Raw genomic sequence first — 25304 nt, 5'->3', positions numbered from 1 at the left:
TCCGCCCCGTCGTCACACGCCGTTGCCGCATCGAGACGGATCCGCAACACGTTCGTCCGATCCTGACAGGCGCCCCGTACGTCACATTCACAGATGTCGACGACGTGGGGGGCAATGATGCAACGCCGGACAAGGACTCATCGGGGCGCGCTGGTTCTGCTGTTGGCGGGCGGGATGCTGCTGACCGGCTGCGGGGCCGGTTCCAGCAGCGAATCCACCGCGGACACGTCCAGCGGCAATGGCGGACCGCGTGGCGGGCAGCCCGCGCCCGCCGCGCCGTCCGCCGCACCGGAGCAGCAGGAGGACGGCGCGCAGAACAAGGAGGACGGCGGTGCGCGAGAGGTCGCGCCGCCCGACTACCTCTCGACCTTCGCCCTGGACGTGGACACCGCCAGTTACGGCTACGCGCGCCGTCTGCTCGGTGACGGGAAGGTGCCCGCGTCGGACACCGTGCGGCCGGAGGAGTTCGTCAACAGTTTCCGGCAGGGCTACGAGCGGCCCAAGGGCAACGGCTTCTCGGTGAACGTCGACGGCGCGGCGGTCGGCGCCGGGGCCACCGACTGGTCGCTCGTACGGGTCGGCCTGGCGACGGGGGCAGCCACCGACGCCGGGGAACGCCCGCCCGCCGCACTGACCTTCGTCGTCGACATCTCCGGATCGATGGCCGAACCGGGCCGTCTCGACCTGGCGAAGAAGTCGCTGGGCATCCTCACCGACGAACTGCGCGACGACGACTCCGTCTCCCTGGTCACGTTCAGCGGGGAGGCCGAGACCCGGCTGAAAATGACCCGGCTCGCGGGAAACCGCACCAAGATCCGGGACGCGGTCGACGAGCTGGAACCCGCCGACTCCACCAACGTGGCCGCGGGCGTGGAGCAGGGCTACGACGAGGCGGTCAAGGGCCACCGCAAGGGTGCCAACAACCGGGTCGTCCTGCTCTCCGACGCTCTCGCCAACACCGGTGAGACCGACGTCGACGCGATCCTGGAACGGATCGGCGACGCACGGAAGGAGTACGGCATCACGCTGTTCGGCGTCGGCGTCGGCAGCGACTACGGCGACGCGTTCATGGAACAACTCACCAACAAGGGCGACGGGAACACCACCTACGTCGGGGACGAGACCCAGGCGAGGAAGGTCTTCGTCGACCAGCTGCCCGCCCATGTCGAACTGCGGGCCCGTGACGCCAAGGCCCAGGTGGCCTTCGACCGCAAGACCGTCCAGCAGTTCAAGCTCATCGGCTACGAGAACCGCAAGGTCGCCGACGACGACTTCCGCGACGACAGCGTCGACGGCGGCGAGGTCGGCCCCGGCCACACCGTGACGGCGCTCTACGCCGTACGCCTCCGCGACGGTGCCTCCGGGCACGTGGCGACGGCGACGGTGCGCTGGCTGGACCCGAAGACACGGAAGGCGCACGAGGAGACCGGTTCGGTGGAGACCGGTGCGATCGACGGGAAGCTCTGGGGCGGTGACAGCCCCCGGCTCCAGGTGACGGCGGTGGCCGCGTACTTCGCGGACGTGCTCCGCGGCGGCGACCTGCCCGGCACCCCGACGCTCGACGAACTCGCCACCCGGGCGGGCAAGCTGGCGGACAGTACCGAGGACAGTTCGGTGGCGAAACTCGCGACGGCGATCGAGCAGGCCGAGAGGATCAGGAGCGGCGACGAGGAGAGGCCGACCGGCGGCGACGGGGAGGGCGAGCTCGGCTGACCGCCGGCCGGGGCCCGCACGGAGGTGCGGGCCCCGGCCGTGTGTCCCGCGTGGCTCGCACGGACGTGCGGAAAACCCTGTACGAGTACCGGGCCCGCGTCATCATGGGCCCCATGACCTTCGCGCTCCTGCTGGCCGCCGTGCTCACAGCCGGTCTCTACGCCGGCTTCATGCTGACGTTCCTGATCGCGGTCATGCCCGGCCTCGCGGCCCTGCCGGACGATCAGTTCACCTCCGCGATGCGCCGCTTCAACGAGAAGGTGCCCGGGCCGTCCTTCCTCGTCCTGTTCGCCGGGGTGATCATCTTCCCGGCCGCCGTGCTCATCGCGGGGACGTCCCACTGGCCGACGGTCCTCGGCGCGCTCCTCTGCGCCGTCGTCGGCCACCTGATCACGATCGCCGGGAACATCCCGCTGAACACGGCGCTCGCCGGGTCGGAGGGTGGCGACGACAGCGCGGCACGCACCGCGTTCGAGTCCCGGTGGAACAGCCTCCACCAGGTCAGGACCGTGTTCTCGCTCGCCGCCTTCACCCTGCTGTCGGTGGCCGCTCTGCAGACGGCCCGATGAACGCACGCGCGAGACGCAACTGCAGCCCTACGAGCCGGGTGATCACCCATGGGCCGCAGAAGAACGCGATGACGCCACCCGCGAAGTGCAGCGCGACCACACCGATCGGATACGGGCCGCCCCACGCCGGATCCGGATAGGGGCGCCAACCCCACACCGGGTAACTGAGATTGCGCGCCGAGACGATCAGCCAGCCGGCTGCGGCGGCGAACAGCAGCGTGTCGAGCAGCAGATTGACCACGAAGAACACCGCACCGCCGGCCAGGCGCCCCTGGCCCCTGCGCCGGCCTATCGGCTCACCCAGCCAGAAGCGGGCCCGTGCCCGCTGGAAACCGGGCCCCGCCACGGCGACCAGGACCAGCGCCGCCACCAGGATCATCGGGCCGAGCTCCTCGTGACCGCTGTCCTGCGCGGCCTGCATGACGTACTGGAGCACGACGATCAGACCGAGCGCGAGCGGCAACAGCAGCGCGTACAGCACAGATGCCCAGGTGCGGCGCCTGAACGGCAGGCGCGGCAGCTCACGCAGGACACGGCTCATTCGGACCTCCGGCGAGCGGGCGGCCGGGCGGCCGCGCCCGTACGGTACCGGCGGCTTCCGGCATGCCGGGGGCCGGGCCCCCGGAACGAGGAACCCGGCCCTTCGCCTCACACGCCCTCTAGGCGAGGTGGAAGACCTCCGTCAGCGGGGCCATCGCCTCGTCCGGCGCCTCGGGCTGCTCGAAGAACTCCGCCATCTCCCGCTGCCACCGGCCGTTGACCTCGGTCGCGGCCATCGCCTCACGTGCCGCGTCGAAGTCCTCCGTCTCCAGGTAACCGACGAGCAGTCCGTCCTCGCGCAGGAAGAGCGAGTAGTTGTGCCAGCCGGCCTCCGACAGCGCGGCCAGCATCTCCGGCCACACCGCGGCGTGCCGCTCGCGGTACTCGTCCTTGCGGTCCTCGCGGACCTTCAGCAGAAAGCAGACACGCTGCATGAAGAGGGCTCCCGCGCTCAGAAGTTGAACTCGTCGATGTTCTTCGCGTCGAAGACCGTCGGCTCGCCGAGGATGACCTCGCCGTCCTTGCCGATCGTGTACTCGCCGAGCTTGCCCGCCTTGAACTTCTCGCCCTCCGCGCCGGTGATCTGACCCGACGCCAGGGCGGCGGCGGCGTACGAGCCGAGGTAGCCGAGCTCCTCCGGGTTCCACAGCGAGAACTGCTCGACGGTGCCGTCCTTGACGTACTTGCGCATCTGGTTCGGCGTCCCCAGGCCGTTGAGGACGACCTTCCCCTTGTACGAGGAGTCGCTCAGGTAGCGTGCCGCGGCGGCGATGCCGACCGTCGTGGGCGAGATGATGCCCTTGAGGTCGGGGTAGGCCTGCATGAGGCCCTGCGTCTGCTGGAACGACTTCTGGTCCGCGTCGTCGCCGTACGCGACCTTGACGAGCTCCATGCCCTTGTACTTGGGGAGCTTGAGCTCCTCCTTCATGAACTCGATCCAGGTGTTCTGGTTGGTCGCGTTCTGCGTGGCCGACAGGATCGCGACCTTGCCCTTGTAGTTCAGCTGCTCGCCGAGGTGCTGGACCAGGCTGCGGCCGATCTCCTCGGAACTGGCCTGGTTGATGAAGAGCTGACGGCAGTCCTTCGCCGTGTCGGAGTCGTACGCGACGACCTTGATGTCCTTCTTCATCGCCTGCTTGAGCGGGCCGCACACCGCGTTGGGGTCGTTCGCCGCGACGAGGATGGCGTCCTGGCGCTGCTGGATCAGGGTGTTGATGTAACTGACCTGCGAGGAGGCGCTGGCGTCGGACGGGCCGACCTCCTTGCCCGTGCCGCCGTACTCCTTCGCCGCGGCGATGCCCGCCTCGTCGACGATCTTCTCGTACGGGTTGTTGATCTGCTTGGGCAGGAAGGCGATCTTCAGGCCCTTCTTCAACGGCGCGTTCGGGTCGGCCTTCGCGGAGCCGGCGGCCTTCTCGGTACCGGTGTCCTTGCTGTCCTTCGTGGTGCCGGAACAGGCGGTGAGGGCGAGCGCGAGGGACACGGCGGTGGCGGCGGTCGCGACGGCGCGGCGCCCAGCGGCATTGCGGAGCATCATGGCGGCGTTGTGCCTTTCGGAGAGGTACGGGGGAAGGGGCGGTGGTGACGACGCGGTTATGACGACCGGGGCGCGGGGGTGTTCGCGGCCCGCCTGTGCCGTCGTTCGACGACGGTGGCGATGACCCGTGGGGTGAGGACGGACGCCACGAGCAGCAGGCCGGTCACGATGACCTGCACCTCGTTGGCGATGTCGTTGAGGGTGAGCAGGTTCTTCAGGACACCGATCAGCAGGACACCGGCGACCGCGCCGAAGAGCGTGCCCTTGCCGCCGTCGAAGTCGATGCCGCCGAGCAGCACGGACGCGATGACGAGCATCTCGAAGCCGAGTCCGTTGTCCGCGCGGGCACTTCCGTACCGGAGGGTGAAGACGACACCCGCGAAGGCGGAGAACAGCCCGGTCACGACGAAGAGGAGCAACTTGATCCGCTTGACCCGGATGCCGGCGAAGTACGCGGCCTCCTCCTGGGCCCCGATCGCGAAGAGCGAGCGGCCCAGACCGGTGGCGTGCAGCACCACCGCGGTGACCGCGGCCAGCACGACGAAGAGCAGGACCGGGTAGGTGAGGAAGGTGCCGGCCACGGTCGTGGTGTCGACGGCCCAGTCCGCGTACGTCTGCGGGAAGTCGGTCACCGCGTCACTGCCGAGCGCCACGGAGGCGAGGCCGCGGTAGAGGGCCAGGGTTCCGATGGTGACGGCCAGGGACGGCAGCCCCACCTTGGTGACCAGCCAGCCGTTGAGGAGGCCTCCGGCGACGCCCACCAGGAGCACCACCGGCACGATCGTCTCGAAGGCCCAGCCCGCCTCCCACAGCGCACCCGTCAGCGCACTGCCCAGGCCCAGCATGGAGGCGACCGACAGGTCGACCTGTCCGGCGACGACCAGGAGGGTCATCGGGAGGGCGATGAGGGCGACTTCGGCGATGTCGTTGAAGGCGAACGCGAGGTTCTCCGTCGAGCCGAAGCCCTCCGTGCTGCCGAGGCCGACGACGAGGACGGCCACCAGCAGCACACCGACGGCGGTGTCCCAGCGCAGTGCGAGGCTCCTCAGGGAGCCGGCCGGGGGCCGGGGCGTCTTCCTCGTGCCCTGTGCGGCCTGCTTTTCAGGCGCCGTGGTCATGAACGGGCGCTCCTCTTCCTCAGTGCGGCGGTCATCCGCAGGTTCACGATCCGGTCGACGCTGATGGCCAGCAGGAGGAGCGCACCGGTGATGGCGCCCTGCCAGAAGGAGTCCACCTTCAGCACGACCAGGACGCTGCCGATGGTGGTGAGCAGCAGGGCCCCGAGTGCGGCGCCCCAGACGCTGCCGGTGCCCCCGGTGATGGCGACACCGCCGACGACGACGGCGCTGACGACCGTCAGTTCCCAGCCGTGCGCGTTGTCCGCGACGACGGTGCCGAAGCGGGCCAGCCACAGGGCACCCGCGAAGCCGGCGACGGCTCCGGAGAACGCGTACGCGGCGAGCACCCGGCGGCGGATGGGGATACCGGCGAGACGGGCGGCCTCGGGGCTCGAACCGATCGCGTACAGCTCACGCCCCGAGCGGTAGCTGCGCATGAAGTACGCGGTCGCGGCGAGCAGTACGAGTGCGATCAGCGGCAGGTACGGCACCCCCAGGAAGCTGCCGCTGCCCAGCCCCAGGACTGCCTCCGGCACGTCGGAGGCACTGATCTGTTCGCCCTGCGCCCACCAGTAGTCGACGCCCTGGATGATGTAGAGCATGCCCAGGGTCACGACGAGCGCGGGGACCTTGCCGAAGCTGACCAGAGCGCCGGAGACCAGTCCGCAGACCACACCGATGGCGATGCCGAGCAGCATCACGGTCAGCACGCCGTGGTCGGTACCCGCGACGAACTTGCCGCAGGCGAAGGCGGAGAGGCCGACGACGGAGCCGACCGACAGGTCGATGTTGCGGGTGATCACGACGGCGGACTGGCCGACCGCGAGCAGCACCAGGATCGAGGCGTTGAGCAGCAGGTCCTTGATGCCCTGGTCGGACAGGAAGCGCGGGTTGGCCAGATAGGTGCCGAGGATCAGCAGGACCAGCGCCCCGGCGATGGAGATCTCGCGGGCCCGGAAGACCGTGTCCACGAGGGAGGCGGCACTCCGTTCCGAGGCCTTCGCCGTGTCCGGAGGGCTCTCGATGGTGGTGGTCATGCCGCTGCCCTCTCGTTGCGTCCGGTGGCCGCCGCCATGACCGACTCCTCGGTGGCGCTCCCGCGCGGGATCTCGGCGACGAGCCGGCCCTCGTGCATCACGAGCACCCGGTCGGCCATGCCGATCACCTCCGGCAGGTCGGAGGAGATCATCAGTACGGCGAGGCCGTCCGCCGCGAGCGAGGACAGCAGGCGGTGCACCTCGGCCTTGGTGCCGACATCGATGCCGCGGGTCGGTTCGTCGACGATCAGCACGGCCGGGCCGGTCGCCAGCCACTTGGCCAGCACGACCTTCTGCTGGTTGCCGCCGGACAGCACACCCACGGTGTCGGCCAGCCGGTTGTACTTGAGCTGGAGGCGCACCGCCCAGTCGGCGGCCCGGTCGTGCTCCAGGGCCCGGCTGACGAGCCCGCGCTTGCGGACCTCGTCCAGGCCGGTGAGGCCGATGTTGCGCTCGATCGACATATCCATGACCAGCCCGCGTTGACGCCGGTCCTCGGGTACGAGCGCGATCCCGGCGGCCATCGCGGCGGTCGGCGAACCCGGCCGCAGTACCGTGCCGCCCACCTTCACCTCGCCCGCGTCAGGACGGTCCACGCCGAACACCGCCTGCGCGACCTCGGTGCGCCCGGCGCCGACGAGCCCGGCGAGCGCGACGATCTCGCCGCGGCGGACGTCGAAGGACACATCACGGAAGACGCCCTCGCGGGTCAGCCGGTGCACCGACAGGGCGACTTCGCCGACCTCCGCGTCCTGCTTGGGGTAGAGGTCGTCGAGGTCGCGGCCGACCATCCTGCGCACCAGGTCGTCCTCGGTCAGCCCCTCCAGCGGCTCCGTGGAGATCCACCGGCCGTCGCGCAGTGTCGTGACGCGCTGGCACAGCTCGAAGATCTCGTCGAGCCGGTGCGAGATGAACAGCACCGCCGCGCCCTCGGCGCGCAGCGTCCGCACGACGGAGAAGAGCCGGGCCGTCTCGCTGCCGGTCAGGGCGGCGGTCGGCTCGTCCATGATCAGGACACGGGCGTCGAAGGAGAGCGCCTTGGCGATCTCGACGATCTGCTGGTCGGCGATCGACAGCCCGCGGGCCGGCCGGTCGGGATCCAGATCGACACCGAGACGGCGCATCAGCCCGGCGGTCGTGGCGTGCACGGCCCTGCGGTCGATGCGGCCCAGCGTCCGCCGCGGCTGGCGGCCCATGAAGATGTTCTCGGCGATCGACAGGTCGGGGAAGAGCGTCGGCTCCTGGTAGATGACCGCGATGCCGGCGTCACGGGCGTCCGCGGGGCCGTGGAAGACGACGGGCCGCCCGTCGAGTTGCAGCTCGCCGCTGTCCGGGCGGTGGACCCCGGCGAGGGCCTTGATCAGGGTCGACTTGCCTGCGCCGTTCTCCCCGGCGAGTGCGTGTGCCTCGCCGGGGAACAACTGCAGGGACACGTCCCGCAGGGCCCGTACGGCACCGAAGGACTTGCTCACGCCCTTCAGGGCCAGGACCGGGGCCGGGTCCGGGGCGGACTGGTTCATGGGAGCTCCTCAGCGGTGGGACTGCGTCGCTCCACGCGCCGTGAAAGGTTTCAATGAGGTTGCTCGGAAGCTAAACGGGGATTGCGGGCGCAGTCAATGGGTTGATGGCGAGAAGTTCTTGCCGGAGGAGGGATGCCTGGCCTGAATGGGATGAATGGGGAGAACCCTTGACAGTCCCCGAGGTCGGCAACTATGTTGCGCGTCTCTGAATCGATTCACATGATGGTCGCGCACCGCTCCTCCCGCACGTGCGCACCAGGGGCCCCGAATCCATGCCGAGGCGGGTGGCGGCCCACGGATGGCATCGTTGTCGGACACCTGTCGGACGCCTTGCTCCGGTGCGGCTCCGATGCCCCGATCAGTGCCCCTGAAGCGGTGCCCGTACGCCTCGGCCGAGGGCGCGGATGCCGGCCGCGTGCCGCGGCCCGAGAAGCACGGCAAGTCCCGCCCTGCCGGGTACGGGCGCGTCGATCCGGTGCCAGCCCAGGCGTCGGTAGAAGCGCAGCGTGTCCTCCGCCCGGACCGAGGTGAGCAGCCAGCACCGTCCGTCCGGGGCCGCCTCGGTGACCGCTGCCAGCAGCGCCGCGCCCAGCCCGGCGCCGCGCGCCGCGGGGCCGACGGCCAGCTCGTCCACCTCGACGGCCCCGCACAGCCACTCCGTGACCCGGCCGGGCCCGAGCGCCGCGGCGACCTGCCCGTAGCTGCGGTCGTTCGGGAAGGGGGCGGGCGTCGTCCAGGCGGTGGCGAAGCCGGTCACGGTGTCCGCGTCCAGGGCGAGCGCGGCGGTGAATCCCGGTCGCTCCGCGTCGGTGGCGAGCCGCTCGGCGTACGACGCGGCTGCCGCGGGGTCCTCGTTCCACGGGGGCGCCGAGAACACGTCCGCGTACACGCGCCGTATCCCGTCGGCGTATGCCGGGACGTCCGCGCCGTTCACGGTCCTGACCTGCATGGACTGCCCCTCCCGCCGCCGTGTGTGCCCGGGGGCAAGGATAGGGCGGCGGGCCCGGACTACCCGGCCTGGGGCACCAGGTGCGTGGTGAACCAGTCCTGGGCCAGATCCGCCACCAGACCCAGCGCGCCCGGTTCCTCGAAGAGGTGGGTGGCGCCCGGGACGATCTCCAGGCGGTTCTCGCAGGACAGCGCCGCCTGCGCCTGCCGGTTCAGATCGATCACCGTGGTGTCGTTGCCGCCCACGATGAGCAGCGTCGGCGCCCGCACCCCGGACAGGTCCGCCCCGGCGAGGTCGGGGCGCCCGCCGCGGGAGACGACGGCGCCGATGCCGGAGTCGGCCGCCGCGGCTGCCCGCAGCGCCGCCGCCGCCCCCGTGCTCGCCCCGAAGGAGCCGACCGGTACGGACACCCTGCGCCGCAGCCACTCGGTGGCGCCCGCCAGCCTCCCGGCCAGCAGTCCGATGTCGAAGACATTGGCCCGGTACGTTTCCTCCCCCGGCGTGAGGAGGTCGAAGAGCAGGGTGCCGAGGCCCGCCCGGTTCAGGGTCGTGGCCACGGAGCGGTTGCGCGGACTGTGGCGGCTGCTGCCGGAACCGTGGGCGAAGACCACGACCGCCGCAGTGCCCTCCGGAAGTACGAGATCCCCGGCCAGGCCGACGCCGCCCGCTTCCACCTCGACCTGTTCGGAGGAACCGCGGCCTTCGGGAGTCCGTGCCAGCAGGGAGACGACCTCCTCGTCGGAGGTCTGGGAGAAGTCCCGGTACCACTCACCGACAGCGGAGAAGAGCTGGGGCGTGGACAGGCACACGACCTCGTCGACCTCGGAGCGCAGCCGGTCCGCCACATCCGGCGAGGCCACCGGAACGGCGAGCACGACATGGGCGGCGCCCTGTGCCCGTACCACCTGGCACGCGGCCCGCGCGGTCGCGCCCGTGGCGACCCCGTCGTCCACCACGATCACCGCCCGGCCCTCGAGCGGGAGACGCGGGCGGCCGTCCCGGTACGTCCGTGCCCGCCGTTCGAGCTCCGCCTCCTCGGCCCGCTCGACCGACACCAGGTCCTTCTCCCGGACCCCGGCGTGCCGGACGATCTCGTCGCTGATGACCCGGACCCCGCCCTCGCCGATGGCACCGAAGCCGAGCTCCGGGTGGTACGGGACCCCCAGCTTGCGGACCACGATCACATCGAGCGGGGCACCGAGGAACTGCGCCACTTCGAATGCCACCGGAACCCCACCCCTGGGCAGTCCCAGGACGACGGGCCGACGCGTCTCCAGGTGTCCGAGCGCCTGGGCGAGCCGCCGCCCGGCGTCCGTGCGGTCGGTGAACTGCACAGTGGTTCGCCTCCAAGGAGGGGAGACCGGAACGAACACACACCCCCACCTTCGAAACAATCCCATTTGCACCTGTTCGGCAAGTCGGGGACGGTCGATCGTATGGAACGAATCGGAGCGGTCCTGATCGACATCGACGGCGTACTCACGGTGTCCTGGGAGCCGTTGCCCGGTGCCGTGGAGGCGATGGAGCAGTTGCGGGCAGCGAGAATCCCTCTGGCACTGGTCACCAACACCACCTCACGGACACGCGCCGGGATCGCCGAACGGCTGGCCGGGTCGGGCTTCCCCGTCAGCGCCGACGACATCCTCACCGCCCCGGCGGTGACCGCCGCGTATCTGCGCGAGCACCACCCCGAGGCCCGCTGCCTGCTGATCAACACCGGCGACGTACGGGACGACCTGTCGGGCGTGACACTCGTCGAGGAGGAGGACTGCGAGGGCGCCGTACCGGACGTCGTCGTCCTCGGCGGAGCGGGCGCCGCGTTCACGTACGCGGCACTCAACCGGGCCTTCCGCCACGTACAGCAGGGCGCCCGGCTCGTGGCCATGCACCGGAACCTGTACTGGCGCACCGCCGGCGGGCTCGACCTCGACACCGGGGCGTTCCTCGACGGTCTGGAGCGGGCTGCACGCACGGAGGCGGAGATCACCGGCAAGCCTGCCGGGGCGTTCTTCGCCGCGGCCCTCGCCCACCTCGGCGCCGACCCGTCCGAATCGCTGATGGTGGGCGACGACATCGAGTCGGACGTGCTGGCGGCCCAGCGCGGCGGAATCACCGGCGTACTGGTCAGAACCGGCAAGTACCTGCCCGAGACCCACGCGGCAGCGGACGGCACCCCCGACCACGTCCTCGACTCCTTCGCGGACGTGCCCGCGCTGGTGGAACGGCTGGGGCACCCCTGAGGCTCCCGCCGCCCCGCGCGCGGGCACGGGGCGGCCGGGGGACCATGCGGGCACGGGGCAGCCGGGGGGACCGTGCGGCCACGGGGCGTTCGGGGGCCGGTCGGTCCGCTCAGCGGACCTCGACGAAGACGGGGTTGGAGTAGAACCACAGGTCGTCCCAGGGGCTCTCCAGCCCGTCGGCCAGCGGCTCCGCCTCGTCCGTGCTCGTGCCGCGCACCCGGGCGTACAGGTCGCCCTCCACGTTGCGCAGGGTGTGCCGGACGACGTACTCGCCCTTCTGCCGGTGCCAGTCACCCGGACCGAACCGCGCCACGACCTTCGTCGTCGGGTTGGTGTCCGTGTCGAGACTCGCGGCCGGGCCGGTCACCCGGCCGACGATCAGGTCGACGCGCCGGACCTCCGGACGGTCACCGTTGGCGTTCTTCCCGTCGAGCGGCCGGAACCTGATCTCGATGTCGACGTCCGTGCGGTCGCGCGCGCTCACCGTGAGCGTCTCGCCCATGGCCGCCGCGCGGCCGCGGCTGCTCGCCGTGAGGCCGAGGCCGGTGATCAGGTCACCCGTGCCGACCCAGATCCGGCCGTTGCGGAGCCCGTCCATGATGTCGGCGTAGTCCTGTCTGGCCAGCACATGGGTCTTGCTGTACTCGCCCGGCCAGAAGTCGGAGCCGCCGCGCGTCCAGTGGACGTGCGAGTCCGAGGTCGCGGTGATCCACCAGCGCCGGCCCTCGCCGAGCAGCGAGTCCCACAGCCCGCCGACGAGAGCCGTCATCTGGTCGAAGCCGCCATGGGTCGGGTAGTTGCCGTATCCGCCGCGGGCGCCTCCGTTGAGCGGGCCCGCCTGGTGGCCGGGAGCGCCCTCGAAGCCGATGTAGATGTCCGGTGCCGCGTTGTTGCCGTTGCGGAACTCCCTGGGTGTGTCCTGCCCGTAGACGCCGAGGCCGGTCGCCGAACGCGAGGCGTGGTGCGCGATCACGAGGGGCTTGCGCCGCATGTCCTTCGCGGCCTTGAGGAATTCGACCATCTTCGCCTCGGTGTCCCGGCCAGCATCGGCGGGAAACGGGTCGTACTTGGCGAAGCGGCTCTCCAGCTCGAACAACTGCTGCGCCTCGTCCCGGTGGTGCGGGATCATCAGCGTGTGATGGTCCATGGCGGGGGCGTCGAACTCCATGCCCCAGAACTGCAGGACCTCGGGCACGAGTGCGCGCGAGCGCAGGAGATCGGGATAGGCCTGCTCGAGGTTGACCTTTGAGTGCGTCGGTCCGCCGTGGTCCGTGCACATCACCCAGTCGAGACCGAAGTTCTTGGCCATGATCGCGTTCGTGACGATCGGGTAGACCGCGTCGGCCCCCTTGCGGAACACCGGCGGATTCTTCGTCGTGTCGAAGGCCCCGCTGTACTCCGAGTGCACATGGTGATCACCGGCGCGCCACACCCGGCCACGGGAGTCGCCGGCCTTCCCGCGCCGGTTCTCGCCGCTGTCGGCGACCGCGGAGCCTCCGCCCACCAGCGGGCTCGCGGCCGCCAGGGTCGCCCCGACCCCGGCGTACTTGACCAGCCGACGCCGTGAGATCGCCGCGGCCTCGGGGCCTTCGGAGTTCTTCTTGTCCGTCACAGTGAGCCTCTCGTTCAACCGCGCTGGGGGGCGACGGCCGAGTCTCGGTGACCGAACCGAACGCAGCATGAACACAGACCGCGGCCACGGGGAACAGCTCTGCTCCGGACCGCGTGGTGACGCGCCCGCAGGACAGGGGCAGGAAGCCTGTGGTGCGCCAGGACGCGGCAGAGGTGCGGACCGGTGGGCCGTCAGTCCGCGACATCGACTCCGTGGGCACGTGCGAGGGCGTCGAGGCCGTAGTCGTATCCCTGGCCGACGGTCCGCAGCCGCCACAGCGGCCCGCGACGGTAGAGCTCGGCGAGCAGCATGGTGCGCTCCGTCGTCGCGGCGTCGAGCGTCGACTGGGCGAGAGGTGCCGCGCTGGTGCCGGGAGCGGCGGTGATCTGGATCGCCCCGACGTCGCCGAACGTGAGTTCCCCGTCGATGGCCGCCGCGACGACAACTCTGCTGACCGAGGGAGGAAGTGAGCCGAGACGGACGCTGACGGTCTGCTCGGTGGGCCCGTCACCGAGGATCCGCACCGTGCCGGCCGGGTTCTCCGGGGCACCGTAGAACACGAAGTCCTCGTCGAAGGAGACCTGTTCGTCCTCGTCGACGACGAACGCGACGATGTCGATCTCGCAGTCCGTCCGCTGGCCCCAGGTGGCCGTGACGGTCCAGGGGACCGCTGAGCCGCGGCCTTCGGGAAGGTCCACGACGCCACCCCGGGGCAGCACATGCCGGGCCTGCCCCCGACCGGTCCGACCGGTGTGCGGCTCGGAGTCCGGCGCCTCGATCCAGGTGGCCTCATGCGTGGGGAATTCGAGCGAGGTGATCCGGCGCATGCGCCGGTCGGCTGCCCCGTCGGTGAGGAGCACGACGTCGGTGACGCTCGCAGAGAGATTGATCGCGGCGGACCCGCCGAGCTCGACGATCCGGGTGCGGGCGGCCACGGCCTCGGGGTGCGTGCCGCCCAGGACGAGCACCCGCCGCCCGGCCAGCGGCTTGCCGGGCAGCTCGGCCGGCACGGGCGCCCGGTGCGGCTCGCGCGCCGAAGGGATCGCTGCCGGGACCGGGGCCGGGGAGGGCGGCGCAGCCTCAGCTACCGGAGTGGGAGCCGGAGCCGTGGCGCCGGTGGTGGTCGCGTCGTGCCGGATTCCGGGGCGTACGTCACCGAGCAGGCGCAAGAAGGCGAGCTCGTCGATGACGGGGATGCCCTCCGCGAGGGCGCGTCTCGCCTTCGCGGAGCCCGAGGCGTGGTCGTTGGTGACCAGGACGCTGGTGTGGCGGCTGACGGAGGACATGAGGTTCAGTCCGGCGGCCACGGAACGTTCGACCAGCTCCGGTCGCGGGGTGGTGGTCTCCCCGGTGACGGCGACCTTCATGCCCTGGACCAAGGGGCCGTCGGCCGCGAGCCGCCCAGGGTTGCGGAAGGCGCACGGCACCTTGGGCGAGCGGGGCGTGAACTCCGGGTCCTGGCGGGGCGGGCAAGGCACCAGAGGCAGCGGCAGGCCGAGCTGCGCCGCATCCCGCAGAGTGCCGCGCAGCACCCCGGCCAGCACACGGCTGTCGTCGAGGGCATCGTGCGCCGCCAACTGCGTAACGCCGTAATGGGCGGCCAGTGTGCCCAGCCGGAGGTCCTCGGTCGGCGGATCCACCCGCCGGTTCAGCGCCAGGGTGCACAGCCGCTGGGTGACCGGCAGCCGCAGCCCTGCCCGGGCGAACTCGTGGGCGAGGAAGTCGTAGTCGAACTGGGCGTTGTGGGCGACGAAGACACGGTCCTTGAGCATCTCCCCGATCTCTCCGGCCACGTGCGCGAAGTCCGGCGCACCCCGCAGCCGTTCGGCGGTGAGCCCGTGCACGTGCACCGGCCGGGATCGCAGCCGGGATCGAGCAGGGCGGAGAACTCGCCGGTCTGCACACCGTCCGGACCGAGAGTCACCACGGCGACCGAGAGCACCCGGTCCCGGCGCGCCACCAGACCGGAGGTCTCCACGTCCACCACCGCCCATTCGTAGGCGTAGTCACGCAGGACGGACACATCGAGAGCGGGGGACGCGAGAGACATGGCGGTAAGGATGGCCGGATATAGGCCGGTCCTTCAACCCGGACAGTCATTCATCCGGATATGTCCTTGTGCGTTCGCCTACGGCCCCTCCTGCTCCTGAGCCGGTGCCTCCTTCCTCCGCCCCCTCTCCCGTCCTCAGCGGTGAGGAGGCGGCCGGTTCGACTCCCTCCGACGTGCCCGCGTGCCCCGGACCGCGCTCCTTCCCCGGGTACGGCGGCGGGGGTGCTGTCAGTGCTGCTGGCTAACCTGCGGGGCATGGGAAATTTCGGAGGTTCACTTGCGATCGGATCCGCGGCGGAGCTCCGCGAGCTGCTGAAGGCGACGGGCTTCATCGGCGTCGAGGACACGGACGTTCTGGCGGAAGGCTGGCAGGTGTCGGAATTCGCCGACGCGGATGAGCGCAGCCTGCCAGGACTCGTGGAGAAGTCCGGGGCGCCCGCGGTCATGGTGTCCTTCCTGGACAGCGATGTGGGCTTCGTCGAGGCCGTGACACCGGACGGCACAGCCTGGACGGGACTGCTCAACCGCGGGATGGCGGAGAGCTACGACATACCGCTGGAGGACTTCCCGGTGGACACAGCGGTGGCGGGCGCGCTCGCGTGGTCGGCCGCTGCCGGGCTGACCTCGGAGGCGGAGACCGTCCGACAGGCGCTCACCGGGTCCACCACCTTCGCGGAAGAGCTGTACGGGCTCCTCCTCGTAGGCCTGGGAATCCCCGGGGCCCGCTCGGCCGCGTAGCTCGCCGTCGGCCGGCTGTTCCGGTGGCGGGCGGTTGTCGACAACGTGCTTCATGACGAGGGTCGACGTCAGGCGCCGGGGCGTCGCTGCTGACCCACCGTGGCCGGTACCCGTCCCGGGGCTGCCGGAGCCAACCCCGGCTCACCCGGTAAGGTGGCGATCTTCGGACAGCGGAAGCCGTCCGGAGTCCTCGAAGGCCGGGCACATCATGCAACTCGCCGACCCTCCCGCAGGCCGCCGTCTCGGCGCTGCTCTGGACAACCTGACAGTCGTCTTCCGCGGTATGACCGCGCGTCCGGATGAGATCAACTGTGAGTGTCACTGGGGCAGTTCGGAAGAACTCGGCCTTCTGAAGACGCCGGACGTGGAGCTGGAGCCGGACCTCCTGCGCCGGACCTGGCAGGCCACCGACTGGACCGATTGCGCCGCCGTGCTGCGCCGCGTCCTTCCGCAGTTCGCCAGGGTCCTGGTCGCCGGTCGGGCGGATCCCCTGTTCGGACTGCAGGAGGCCGGTCAAGCCTTCGCCCGCGGCAACTGGCAGATGTGGCCCGACGATCACGCCGGTCCTGTACGCGAGTTCCTGCACGCGTGGTGGGTGCACAGCCTCACCGATCCGGATGCGGCCGTCCCGGCCCACGAGGTCTTCGTGATGTGTGCTGAGGCCTCCGGAACGGTCGGACCCTGGCTGGCCGAATGGGAGAAGCAGACCGGCCACCTCAGCGACCGACGTCTCGCGGAGGCAGCGGCGGAATGGGAGTACGAGCTGTTGGGGGACAGCCTGCCGTGGAGCGGCTGGTACGGGCACGACGAGGAGGAGATGCGCACCGAACTGGTCGCATGGCTCCTCGGACACGCCGCGGTACGGCTGCGCGAGTCGGGCGCGCCGGAGGATCTGCAGCACGGGATACGGCTGCTCGGACTCACTGACGAGGACCGCTGGACGGATCCGCACTGGCCGGGCGACCGCTACTGACGACCAGCGGGTGCGGGGCTCCTGTGCCGGGTGCAGGTACTGGATCGGGCGCGGCGTTCACATCCCGCACCCCCCATGCAAATGAAATGGCCCTGACCGGGTCGATCTCGGTCAGGGCGTCCTCATCTGCGTCGTCCATGGGACCCGACACGACGGGTTCGGCTCAGCCACTACCAGGCCGGTCGCGGATCTTGCCGTTCTGTCGAGAATTCTGCCGGCACGGTGCTGCCGTCATCGGTCCGCCACAGATACCCCGGACTCGGCGCGTAGACCTGGGAGGGCGGAGCCGGGGAATGAAAGCGCCCGGTGCGCGGAAGCGGCACCTCGACCAGTCTGCCGTCATGAATCATCCACAGGCCGAAGCAGTCGTCCTCCTCGTCGTGGATCAGGACCTGCACCTGGCCCGGGTTGGGCCACGGAAGTGATTCGAGATGCTTCAGCAGTCCGGTGCGCGGCTCCACACGGTTGAACTCGATGACCCATCCTCCGACGAACAGGTTGAGGGGCTGGAAGTGACCGCGCCAACTACGTGAATCGTCATCGCGGGTCAGCGGTTCCATGATCTCGTCCGCGTACGTCGCCAACACGATGACCTGCGCAATTCTGCTCATGCCGGAGTATCGCCGCACGCCGCACGTCAACGGCAATCGATTATCGGAGCAGCACTGCCCCGGCCATCGCGCCTCGGTCCGGCGCTTGCGCGCTTCGAGCCGGCGGATGGAGACCGGCCGACCCGGTGTCAGGAACGCGCCATAAGGGCGGCGAGTCCTGCCCGGGTGGCGACGTCCGTCTTGCGGAACACCCGGGAGAGGTGGGTCTCGACCGTGCGTGGACTGAGGAAGAGCCTGGCGGCGACCGCCTGGTTGGTGAGGCCCTCGGCCACGAGTTCGGCGACCTCCCGTTCGCGCGCCGTCAAGGAGGCCAGCCACGGCGGGGCGGGGGAGGGACTGGAAGGGACGGACGGCCGCGTCATCTCCGCCAGGCCGACCAGCAGGCCTGCGCCCCCGCCGGTGGCCAGCCGGTGGCCCTGCTCCCACATGGCCGCACCCCGCGCTGCGAACCCGGCAGCCACCATCGCCGGGGCTGCCAGCAGCAGTGACCGCGCCTCCCAGAACACCGCACCGGACCGGGCGCATTCGGCCGCCGCCTCCGCGAGCAGCGTCGCCGCCCCGGCGGGGTCGCCGCCGTGCAGTGCGAGCTGCGCCGCGCTCCGCATCGCCGAGGCGCGCTGCACGGGCAGGCCGAGCCGCTCCGCGTCCTCGCGGGCCCGTTCGGACCACGCGGACGCGGAGGCGACGTCCCCTGTGAAGAGCGCCGCCGTGACCAGAAGTTCCGACAGGAGGGGGCGCATCGACGGCTGCAGGCCACGCAGGTCGTCGCCACCGGCCCGGAGGAGGGCGTCCCGGGCGCGATGCGGATCGCCGCCGGTGAGCGCCGCGTAGCCGAGCATGCACCAGGCCATGGAAGCCCGCCAGTTGTCGCTCGGACCCATGGAGGCAACGGCCTCCTCGGCGGCCGCCAGCGCCTCCGGGTCGCCGGGTGCGGACGCCGCGATGCGTACCTGGGCCTTGTTGGCCAGGACGAAGGCGAGCAGTTCGCTGCTGCCGATACCGCGGGCGATGTCCTCGGCCTCGTCCGCCAGTTCGCAGGCCGACGGCAGTCGGCAGGTCTGGATCCGTACGTGTGCCTTGCACAGCAGCAGGAGCGGCAGGAGGTAGACCTGCCCGCTGCGCCGGGCGATTCCGAGGCCCCGGTCGGCGTGGCGCTCGGCATCGGTGAAGCGGCCGAGGAACGCCTCCGCCCAGCCCAGCCTGCCCAGCGGTTCGCACAGCGCCGTGAGGTCGTCGTCGGGCAGACCGTCCAGCAACCCGGCCGCCTGCGCGGCGTAGGAGCTTGCCGCGGCCACACCGCCCTCGTAGGCCTCACCGAACGCGGCGACCGCGAGTGCCCCCGCCTCGCCGAGCTCGTTGCCGAGGGAACGGGCATCCGCGAGGGTCCGCGCGACCTCGCCCCGCATCTGCGGATAGGAGGCGTTGTGCGGTGCGGACGAGCTCAGTTCGAGGCCGATCGACACCCTGTCCGACGGCGACAGCTCCGGCTGCCTGCTCAGCTCGCGGCGCAGGAGCGCGATCGCCTCCGGGTATCTTCCGAGGTGCCGCTCCGTCAAGGCGCACAGCACGACCGCCGACGTCCTGACGCCGGCCTCGTCGGGACCGGCCGTGCTGATCACCGTGTGCAGCAGGTCGCGGCTCTCCCGTAACCCGCCGGCGACACCGAGCGCACGTGCACGACGCAGCATCAGATCACGTCGCTCGGGACCGTGTTCGCCCGTATCGGGCAGCAGCCGGAGCGCGGCCCCGAGCCAGTGTGCGCAGCTCGTCGGGGCCGTCGACGCGGTCTGCTCGGCTGCCTCCCTCAGTACGGCGTACGCCTGCGGGTCCCATGTGGTCACCGACTGCTCGACGTGCCGGGCCTGCTCGACGGCCGGTGCGCCGGTGCGGGCCAGCTCGGCGGCTGCGGCGCGATGGATCTCGACGCGCCTCCGGGCGGCGGTGGACTCGTGGACCAGGGTCCGGATCACCGGATGACGCAACACCCATCGTCCGTTCGGGCCCGGCCGCACGAGGTCACGTCGCGCCAGGGTGTCCAGATCGTCGTCGAGCCCGGCATCGGTACGGCCGGTCGCCCTGCGGATCACCGGGGACACCGCGTGATCGCCCAGAACGGCGATCGCCTCCAGGGTCCGGTGCTGCGAAGCCGTCAGCGGCGTCAGCTCGTTCAGCAGCAGCGCGCCGAGTCCGGTGGGCAGTTCGCCGACACTGTCCTCGGCCCAGGACGAGGCCGAGGAGGGCGTGGGGCGACGCGCGGCGCCCTCGCGGTGCGCGTGCAGCAGGGAGAGGAAGTAGAGCGGGTTGCCCTCGCCTGCGGCATAGAGTTGCGCGGCCCGGCCGCGCGGCAGATCGGGGGCCAGCCCTTCGACGCATTCCTGTTCGGCGAGCGGCGCCAGAGCGATCCGGAGCACCGCCTCGGTGTCGACCCCGCGGGTGAGCGCCGCGGTGAGCGCGGCCGGAGTCTGCCGGTCACGACGGGCGACGACGAGGACGACCGGGCCGGGTACGGGATGCCGGACGAGATGGTCCAGGAGCTCCAGTGACGCCGGGTCCGCCCAGTGCACGTCGTCCAGCGCCACCACGAGGCCGCCCGGTCGGCAGACGTGCGCCAACAGCCCTGCCACCGAGCGGTGGAGACCGAAGCGGTCGGCGTTGGCCGGCACCGCTCCGGGGGAGGACGGCCCGGGGCCACGGCCGCCGAGAACCGGGGAGACCGCGTCGAGCAGGTCCGGTGCCGCATGCGGCAGACGACCGTCCAGATCGGCGAACGCGTCGGCGAACGGATGGAACGGCAGATGCCGTTCGTACTCGGCCGCCCGGCCGCGCAGCACCGTCACCCCGCGTCGCCGTGCGCGCAGGCAGAGTTCCGTCATCAACCGGCTCTTGCCGATTCCTGCCGCGCCGGTGATGTCGACGAAGGGCGGGGCCCCATGGCCCAGCTGGTCGATCACCTTGTCGAGCAGCTCCAGTTCGGCCGTGCGGCCGACGAGGGGGCTCGCGCTGTCGTGATGTGTGGCAGTGTCTGCCGACACCGTCACATGTGTGATCTCCCTACCGAACTCCACGGCTTTGTCTATCACGTCGGGCGAAGAGCTGTTCGGGAGTCGTGCACACGCTGCGTCCGGAATCTCCGCCGGACACGGGTCGCGGAACCCCTCCTCCTCCTCAGCCGAACAGGGCAATGGCGATCGAGACGGGGATGCCCACCACGAATCCGAGGACGAGGGCGGCGACCTCGGCGGCGATGAAGACCAGGACGTAGTCACCGTCGTGGCTCCAGGTGCCTTTCCGCGCGCTGGCCCGGAACGACAGCGACAGGGCGAGGAACGGTCCGAGTATGAGACCGGTGGAGGTGACTCCCGCACTCAACGCGTCACCCGACAGTTCGTGGGCCCTGCCTCTCGCCGTGTGCACCTCCATGGTGCTGCCGGGCCTGTGCTTCTCGGCAGCCTTGACCAGCGTGATCTCACGCCGGTGCTCACCCGCCGCACGCGGCGTGTACATACCTGTGCAGGCGATGCCGTCCTGATAACCCTGCCAGTCGGTGGCCTCGTAGCAATGGCTGATGCTCATGGTGCCGTCCACGGGCCCGATCCCCAGGACGGCCGCCAGGTGGGGTCCCGGGAGCAGCCAGATCAGCCACCCGGCGACGGCGAGACTGACCACCGCTCCGGTCAGGCCCACCCTGCGCTCCCATGCCCCCGCCGTTCGCGCCACACCGCCTGCCCTCCCCGAAGGCGGCCGTCACGCAAACCGCCTGCGATGTGTACGGCTCACCGGACCGACTTCGACCCTCCCACCCATTGCGGTGCCGAGAGTCCGTGAATTCCCTGACGGGCCTACGTAGTTCACGGTGTGCGCGGTCGGCCGCCCAGCCACTACGTAGCGAAGTACGTGGTTCCACCGACGCCTGCGGCAGCGGATCCTGCGAGCATCTCGCCGTGCCGCGGCACAGCCACGTACCGGCCGCCACCGGCATTCGGATGATTCACCCGTCGAACAAGAGGTGCTTTCGTGTCACACCGCGTCCTCGTCTCCCACATCCTCGGAGTGGTCCTGGCGATGTCACTCACCGCCTGCGGATCGACGGCGGACAAGGGCCCGGACGTCCCTGGCCCGGCGGCTGCGGGCAGTGCGGCCGGCGGGGGTGCGGCCGACGAGGGCGCGTCACGGGACTGCCCCGACAAGCACGCGGTGACCGTGGAGGACGACAAGTTCGGGGGGACGGCGGACATCGACCTGTGTGCGCGTCCCGAAGTGCACCGGACAGCCGTCAGCGCGCCCTGGGCCAGCGTGTACGAAAGCGTCGGCGTGAGCCCGCCCCTCAACATCATGCCGGTCTCCTGCACGGGCGAGTCCGAGGACAGCTGCACGGTGATCGAAGTCAGTGGTGCCGAGCTGTGCAACCAGGCAAAGCCCAATTGCCACCCGCAGCGCGGCGAAGAGGTACGCGTGCTCTGTTCCGCCGTGGACAAGCTGAACTCCGACAGGCCGTACTACGGCGTGCTCCTCGACAGCAAGCGTCTGCTGGCCATGGGGACGGATCACGACCGCGGCTACACCAAGGTCTTCACCGACAAGGGAGACATCCCCGTGGGCTACGTGGATGCCGAGAAACTGGAGAAGGTGCCGGGCGAACTGCCCGCCTGTGACGGCACCCTGCTCCACGGCTCGGGAGCCCGCACCCTCGGGCAGATGCAGGGCCTTCCCCTCGACTGACTCCCGGTGCGACGGGTGACCGCGTATCCACCGTGGCCACCCGCACAGACCCGTGACAGCCGGACAGCGCCGGACCCTCCCCGCCGTGACCTGGGGGCGGTCCGGCGCTTACGCGTTGGCCAGGGTGCATCCATGAGCCCACGTCCGGAAGGGTGCTCCACAGCTCCCTGGGCCTGCCAGTCGTCGACCCAGTTCGTAAGCGCCATACCCCCATCATCCGCCGCGGGTTGGGCAGCTGGACGCCCGCAGTGGTGCAGTGCGCAGGCGTCGTTCTCTCTTGGTGAGGTGAGCCTGTGAATTCCTTGCTCGAGGACGGGCCGGTGGTGCAAGATCCGTGAGCTGCCGGGTCACGGGGATCAGGGGCTCGGCCTGTGGGGGTTGTTGTGGCTGGTGCGGACCGGCCGAAGAATCGGCTTGGGGAACCCGATGTCCGCGCGAGTCGCCGACGGCGGTGGCTCGTCGCGCTCGTGGGCGTCGGTCTCATGCCTTTCATCGCAGCCTGTGCGAACGAAGACAGACCTGGATCGTCGAGCGTCACCGAAGCCCAGGCGCGGAAGGTCCTCAAGGATACGATTTCCGATATCGCGGACAACGCCACGGAACACTTCTGCGAGAAGTCCACTGTTCAGGTCGAAAGCTGTGCGTACATTCTGGACGAGGCGCGGGCCGAATGCCTCTCGCCCGGCGCGGCGCCGAAAGTGGTGAACTCCGCCCGAGTGCCCAGGAAGCCGAACCGTGACGGCGGATGGGTCCTGGCAGTGGAGGGCCGAACGGCCGGCGGGCAACGATATGTCTCTCACTTCTTCGTTACCGCTCCGAATGGAATACCCCGCGCATCCATCGGCATCTACTGGACCGGAATCGGCTTGGGTGACCGCCCTTTCGACAAGTGGCGCACCGTCCTTCCACGGTCCGAGTGCCCGAAGGGAGCCCGGACGTAGCTCGATGGCGGACAGCGGAACCCCGAACTGGGTGCGGTCAGGTGTTGACCTGCGCCGATGGTGCCGCGCGAACCCTGTCGCCCCCACCGCACCGAGCGGGCGGTCGAGCCGTAGTTGGGGGAGGCGCCGGGCGTTCCCCTTGGGGGAACCGTTTTCACCGCTGACCCGTCGTACTTGCGACGTTCTGGGGGAGAGATGAAGCGCGACGCGAAGAGACGACGATTGCTCTTTCTTTTCGCCGTGCCCGGCCTGCTGGTCACCGGCTGCACGGGCTTCGGCGGAGAACGGCCGTGCACCATGATCGGCGGGGAGTCGGGAGTCGTCGTGGCCTGGGAGCTGGACGACTTCGCCGACTCAAGGAAGGAGGGTTCGGACTCGGGCTCGCTCGTCGCCCGATTGTGCGCACAGGAGGTCTGCGAGAGCAGGTCCGTGGCGAAGAACAGCGACGTTCCGGTGCCCCACCGCAACAGCGTGGCGTTCGACGGGGACATCGGTGAGGCGACGGTGCACGTACGGTTCACGGTCACTTCGCGGGACGACGGCAAGCGCGTCCTTTTCGACGAGCGTACGGATGTCGAGTTGCGCAAGTCCCAGCCCAACGGGAAGGGCTGCGCCCCGACACTTTTCCGAGCCGCGCTTACGGCCGACCCGGAGCGAGGACTGATCGCCAACAGCGGTTGAGGACGTGAGTTCACCGATACTCAGCTTGTCCTGATGGTCCACCGAACGCTGCCTCGAACGTGATCACCCGTGCGACGATTCCGGGCGACGTGAACGGCCTTCGTCCGAATCCGCTTTCCACGGCACGCTCACCGTGGCTGCGATCCGCCCATGGCTTCGGCCGTGATCCGCTCCGCCGACACCTTCAGACACCCGAGGGATTGGTGTGATCCCTGCTTCTGCGGATCGGTAGCAACTGGCTGAGGGCAATCAGGAGCAGCCCAGCAAGCAGGAGGGCGTTCCCACCGAAGAAGCGGGCCTCCCAGGAGACGCTCGGCAGGACTCGAAAGTAGAAGAGGCCCTGCAGAACCACGGAGGCGCCGGTGAGCAGGGCACCGAGACCGTGGAGTTGGGGTCTGGTGACGTGACGGCGCGCCGTGGGCAGGATCCACCCGGTCCGAAGCGTGACGAGTCCCCAAGCCACCGCCAACAGCCCCAAGAACGAGCCGGTTCCTACTACCCACGCCATGTTGTCGCTCCGCTCCGACCGCAAGAAGCCCGAGAACGCGAGTAACGCCCGGCCCAGGGACGCCCATAGTGCTGGATCCGACTGCGCCCGACGATGCCGGTACCCGGCAATCTTCGCGCGGCTCCGCTGCCGTCTCTCCGCGGAGGGCCCGCATGATCCGCCGGACAGTGCCTTAAGTCTGCATCTGCCCCCGCTTGTCACGGGCGAGGTGATCTTGTTGTGGCTGGTGTGATCATGGCGTCTGAGCCGTTCTGGACAGCCCCGTTCACTGGGCTGACTCCGGTTCCCAAGGGCCGCCCCTGGCCTCTTCCCCTGGACGGCCGTCGGCCTCGCTGCGCAGAGCGTGGAGGCCCCCTTCGTCACCCCCTTCTGAACGGCACTGCCCGGGAACATGGGAACCCAGCGCCGGGGCCAGGTCGTGAACCCGGTTTTACTCGCAGCGGAGTCCTGCACGGCGCCCGGCAGGTCACCCGCCGCACGGCGGCCTCCCGCTGGAAGCTATGCACCCGCGCCCGTCCCCGCACCACCGACGACTCCTTGGGAAGCGGGTATGCCCCTGCGCGGCAACTATTCTTCCAGGATCTCCGTGCTATCCGCGTGGGCACGGGAAGCAGCTGCTTCCTCATCCGCGGCGCCCGCCCGCGTATACGCGGTGGCGGACTCGTTCCACGCGTCACGCACCTGCGCCGGGTCGGCGCCCGCTGCGGTTAGGGTCGTGGCCAGCTCACCCCACGCCTCACCGGTCCGGAACCAGTCCTGAGCCGCGGCCAGCATTTCAACAGCCCGTTGGCCGGCTGCTACGCCGTCATCGAAACGGCCCAAGCCCCGATATGCGGCGCCGAGGTTGTTCCAGGCGGTGGCTTGGCCGTGGGTGTCGCCGGTCTGCTGGAACAGGGTGCGGGCGGTTTCGTGGGCGGGGTGGGCGTCGTCGAAGCGGCGCAGTTCCCGGAGTGTGCTGCCGAGGTTGTTCCAGGCGCCGGCTTCGCCGTGGGTGTCGCCGGTCTGTTGGAGCAGGGTGCGGGCGGTTTCGTGTGCGTGGAGGGCGTCGTCGAAGCGGCGCAGTTGCCGGAGTGCGAGGCCGAGGTTGTTCCAGGCGGTGGCTTGGCCGTGGGTGTCGCCGGTCTGCTGGAACAGGGTGCGGGCGGTTTGGTGTGCGGGGTGGGCGTCGTCGAAGCGGCGCAGTTCCCGGAGTGTGCTGCCGAGGTTGTTCCAGGCGGTGGCTTGGCCGTGGGTGTCGCCGGCCTGTTG

At 70.3% G+C, this 25304-nt stretch carries 21 protein-coding genes and 2 pseudogenes; 8 read left to right on the top strand and 15 right to left on the bottom strand.

Annotated elements, in window-relative coordinates; translation table 11 throughout:
* Positions 1-117 precede the first annotated feature (117 nt).
* Together ACFW9O_RS10295 and ACFW9O_RS10290 are read left to right on the top strand one after the other, a co-directional pair.
* Positions 118-1713: a von Willebrand factor type A domain-containing protein gene (locus ACFW9O_RS10295; protein ID WP_384607205.1), complete on the top strand. Its 1596-nt coding sequence runs from the start codon at positions 118-120 to the stop codon at positions 1711-1713.
* Positions 1714-1826: 113 nt separating this feature from the next.
* Positions 1827-2282, top strand: coding sequence for a DUF1772 domain-containing protein (locus tag ACFW9O_RS10290; protein ID WP_384607204.1), 456 nt, complete (start codon positions 1827-1829; stop codon positions 2280-2282).
* Here the strand turns inward: ACFW9O_RS10290 and ACFW9O_RS10285 are convergent.
* The 8 genes from ACFW9O_RS10285 to ACFW9O_RS10250 form a co-directional block, all read right to left on the bottom strand.
* Positions 2242-2823, bottom strand: a complete 582-nt coding sequence (locus ACFW9O_RS10285; RefSeq protein WP_384607201.1) for a hypothetical protein — start codon at positions 2821-2823, stop codon at positions 2242-2244. The two genes, ACFW9O_RS10290 and ACFW9O_RS10285, sit on opposite strands and share 41 nt — an antisense overlap.
* 118 nt (positions 2824-2941) lie before the next feature.
* The gene (locus tag ACFW9O_RS10280) at positions 2942-3256 is read right to left on the bottom strand and encodes an L-rhamnose mutarotase (RefSeq protein ID WP_384607199.1); all 315 of its coding nucleotides are present in this window, start codon (positions 3254-3256) and stop codon (positions 2942-2944) included.
* Between the two features lie 17 nt (positions 3257-3273).
* A complete protein-coding gene (gene rhaS / locus ACFW9O_RS10275) occupies positions 3274-4359 on the bottom strand; it encodes a rhamnose ABC transporter substrate-binding protein (RefSeq protein WP_384607196.1) in 1086 nt (361 codons plus the stop codon).
* A 56-nt stretch (positions 4360-4415) separates the two neighbouring features.
* Positions 4416-5477: an ABC transporter permease gene (locus ACFW9O_RS10270; RefSeq protein WP_384607193.1), complete on the bottom strand. Its 1062-nt coding sequence runs from the start codon at positions 5475-5477 to the stop codon at positions 4416-4418.
* Entirely contained in the window at positions 5474-6514 is a 1041-nt protein-coding gene (locus ACFW9O_RS10265; RefSeq protein WP_384607191.1) for an ABC transporter permease, read from the bottom strand. The genes ACFW9O_RS10270 and ACFW9O_RS10265 overlap by 4 nt, the downstream gene beginning before the upstream one ends.
* The gene (locus ACFW9O_RS10260; RefSeq protein WP_384607189.1) at positions 6511-8034 is read right to left on the bottom strand and encodes a sugar ABC transporter ATP-binding protein; all 1524 of its coding nucleotides are present in this window, start codon (positions 8032-8034) and stop codon (positions 6511-6513) included. Before ACFW9O_RS10260 ends, ACFW9O_RS10265 begins: the two co-directional genes overlap by 4 nt.
* 358 nt (positions 8035-8392) lie before the next feature.
* The gene (locus ACFW9O_RS10255) at positions 8393-8983 is read right to left on the bottom strand and encodes a GNAT family N-acetyltransferase (RefSeq protein WP_384607186.1); all 591 of its coding nucleotides are present in this window, start codon (positions 8981-8983) and stop codon (positions 8393-8395) included.
* 59 nt (positions 8984-9042) lie between these two features.
* A complete protein-coding gene (locus tag ACFW9O_RS10250; RefSeq protein WP_384607183.1) occupies positions 9043-10317 on the bottom strand; it encodes a phosphoribosyltransferase family protein in 1275 nt (424 codons plus the stop codon).
* A 102-nt stretch (positions 10318-10419) separates the two neighbouring features.
* Between ACFW9O_RS10250 and ACFW9O_RS10245 the strand changes: the two genes are divergently transcribed.
* A complete protein-coding gene (locus tag ACFW9O_RS10245) occupies positions 10420-11223 on the top strand; it encodes an HAD-IIA family hydrolase (RefSeq protein WP_384607180.1) in 804 nt (267 codons plus the stop codon).
* 109 nt (positions 11224-11332) lie between these two features.
* Here the strand turns inward: ACFW9O_RS10245 and ACFW9O_RS10240 are convergent, their stop codons facing one another.
* Entirely contained in the window at positions 11333-12835 is a 1503-nt protein-coding gene (locus tag ACFW9O_RS10240; RefSeq protein WP_384607177.1) for a phosphoesterase, read from the bottom strand.
* Between the two features lie 191 nt (positions 12836-13026).
* Positions 13027-14885, bottom strand: a pseudogene (locus ACFW9O_RS10235) (TerD family protein).
* Positions 14886-15140: 255 nt separating this feature from the next.
* Between ACFW9O_RS10235 and ACFW9O_RS10230 the strand changes: the two are divergent.
* Positions 15141-15623: a hypothetical protein gene (locus ACFW9O_RS10230; RefSeq protein WP_384607175.1), complete on the top strand. Its 483-nt coding sequence runs from the start codon at positions 15141-15143 to the stop codon at positions 15621-15623.
* Between the two features lie 208 nt (positions 15624-15831).
* The gene (locus ACFW9O_RS10225; protein ID WP_384607172.1) at positions 15832-16596 is read left to right on the top strand and encodes a hypothetical protein; all 765 of its coding nucleotides are present in this window, start codon (positions 15832-15834) and stop codon (positions 16594-16596) included.
* Positions 16597-16766: 170 nt separating this feature from the next.
* On the opposite strand, the gene ACFW9O_RS10220 is transcribed toward ACFW9O_RS10225, so the two are convergent.
* From ACFW9O_RS10220 to ACFW9O_RS10210, 3 genes are all read right to left on the bottom strand, one after another.
* Positions 16767-17207 (bottom strand): hypothetical protein, encoded by a 441-nt coding sequence (locus ACFW9O_RS10220; protein ID WP_384607170.1) that lies wholly within the window; start codon positions 17205-17207, stop codon positions 16767-16769.
* A gap of 128 nt (positions 17208-17335) precedes the next feature.
* The gene (locus ACFW9O_RS10215) at positions 17336-20239 is read right to left on the bottom strand and encodes an ATP-binding protein (RefSeq protein WP_384607168.1); all 2904 of its coding nucleotides are present in this window, start codon (positions 20237-20239) and stop codon (positions 17336-17338) included.
* A gap of 133 nt (positions 20240-20372) precedes the next feature.
* Positions 20373-20924, bottom strand: a complete 552-nt coding sequence (locus tag ACFW9O_RS10210) for a hypothetical protein (RefSeq protein WP_384607165.1) — start codon at positions 20922-20924, stop codon at positions 20373-20375.
* Positions 20925-21221: 297 nt separating this feature from the next.
* On the opposite strand from ACFW9O_RS10210, the gene ACFW9O_RS10205 reads away from it, so the two are divergent.
* Positions 21222-21926, top strand: a complete 705-nt coding sequence (locus ACFW9O_RS10205; protein ID WP_384607162.1) for a hypothetical protein — start codon at positions 21222-21224, stop codon at positions 21924-21926.
* 1136 nt (positions 21927-23062) lie between these two features.
* Entirely contained in the window at positions 23063-23548 is a 486-nt protein-coding gene (locus ACFW9O_RS10200) for a hypothetical protein (protein WP_384607159.1), read from the top strand.
* 184 nt (positions 23549-23732) lie between these two features.
* Here the strand turns inward: ACFW9O_RS10200 and ACFW9O_RS10195 are convergent, their stop codons facing one another.
* On the bottom strand, positions 23733-24056 hold the full coding sequence (locus ACFW9O_RS10195; RefSeq protein ID WP_384607157.1) for a hypothetical protein: 324 nt from the start codon (positions 24054-24056) through the stop codon (positions 23733-23735).
* Between the two features lie 219 nt (positions 24057-24275).
* On the opposite strand from ACFW9O_RS10195, the pseudogene ACFW9O_RS10190 reads away from it, so the two are divergent.
* Positions 24276-24380 (top strand): annotated as a pseudogene (locus ACFW9O_RS10190) (IS5/IS1182 family transposase); the annotation flags it as partial.
* A gap of 243 nt (positions 24381-24623) precedes the next feature.
* Here the strand turns inward: ACFW9O_RS10190 and ACFW9O_RS10185 are convergent.
* Positions 24624-25304 (bottom strand): tetratricopeptide repeat protein (locus ACFW9O_RS10185; RefSeq protein ID WP_384607155.1); only part of this gene is annotated, 681 nt, incomplete at its 5' end.

This window comes from Streptomyces sp. NPDC059499 (assembly GCF_042749285.1).
Taxonomy (GTDB): Bacteria; Actinomycetota; Actinomycetes; order Streptomycetales; family Streptomycetaceae; genus Streptomyces.
This window is presented reverse-complemented; position numbering and strand designations above follow the sequence as displayed.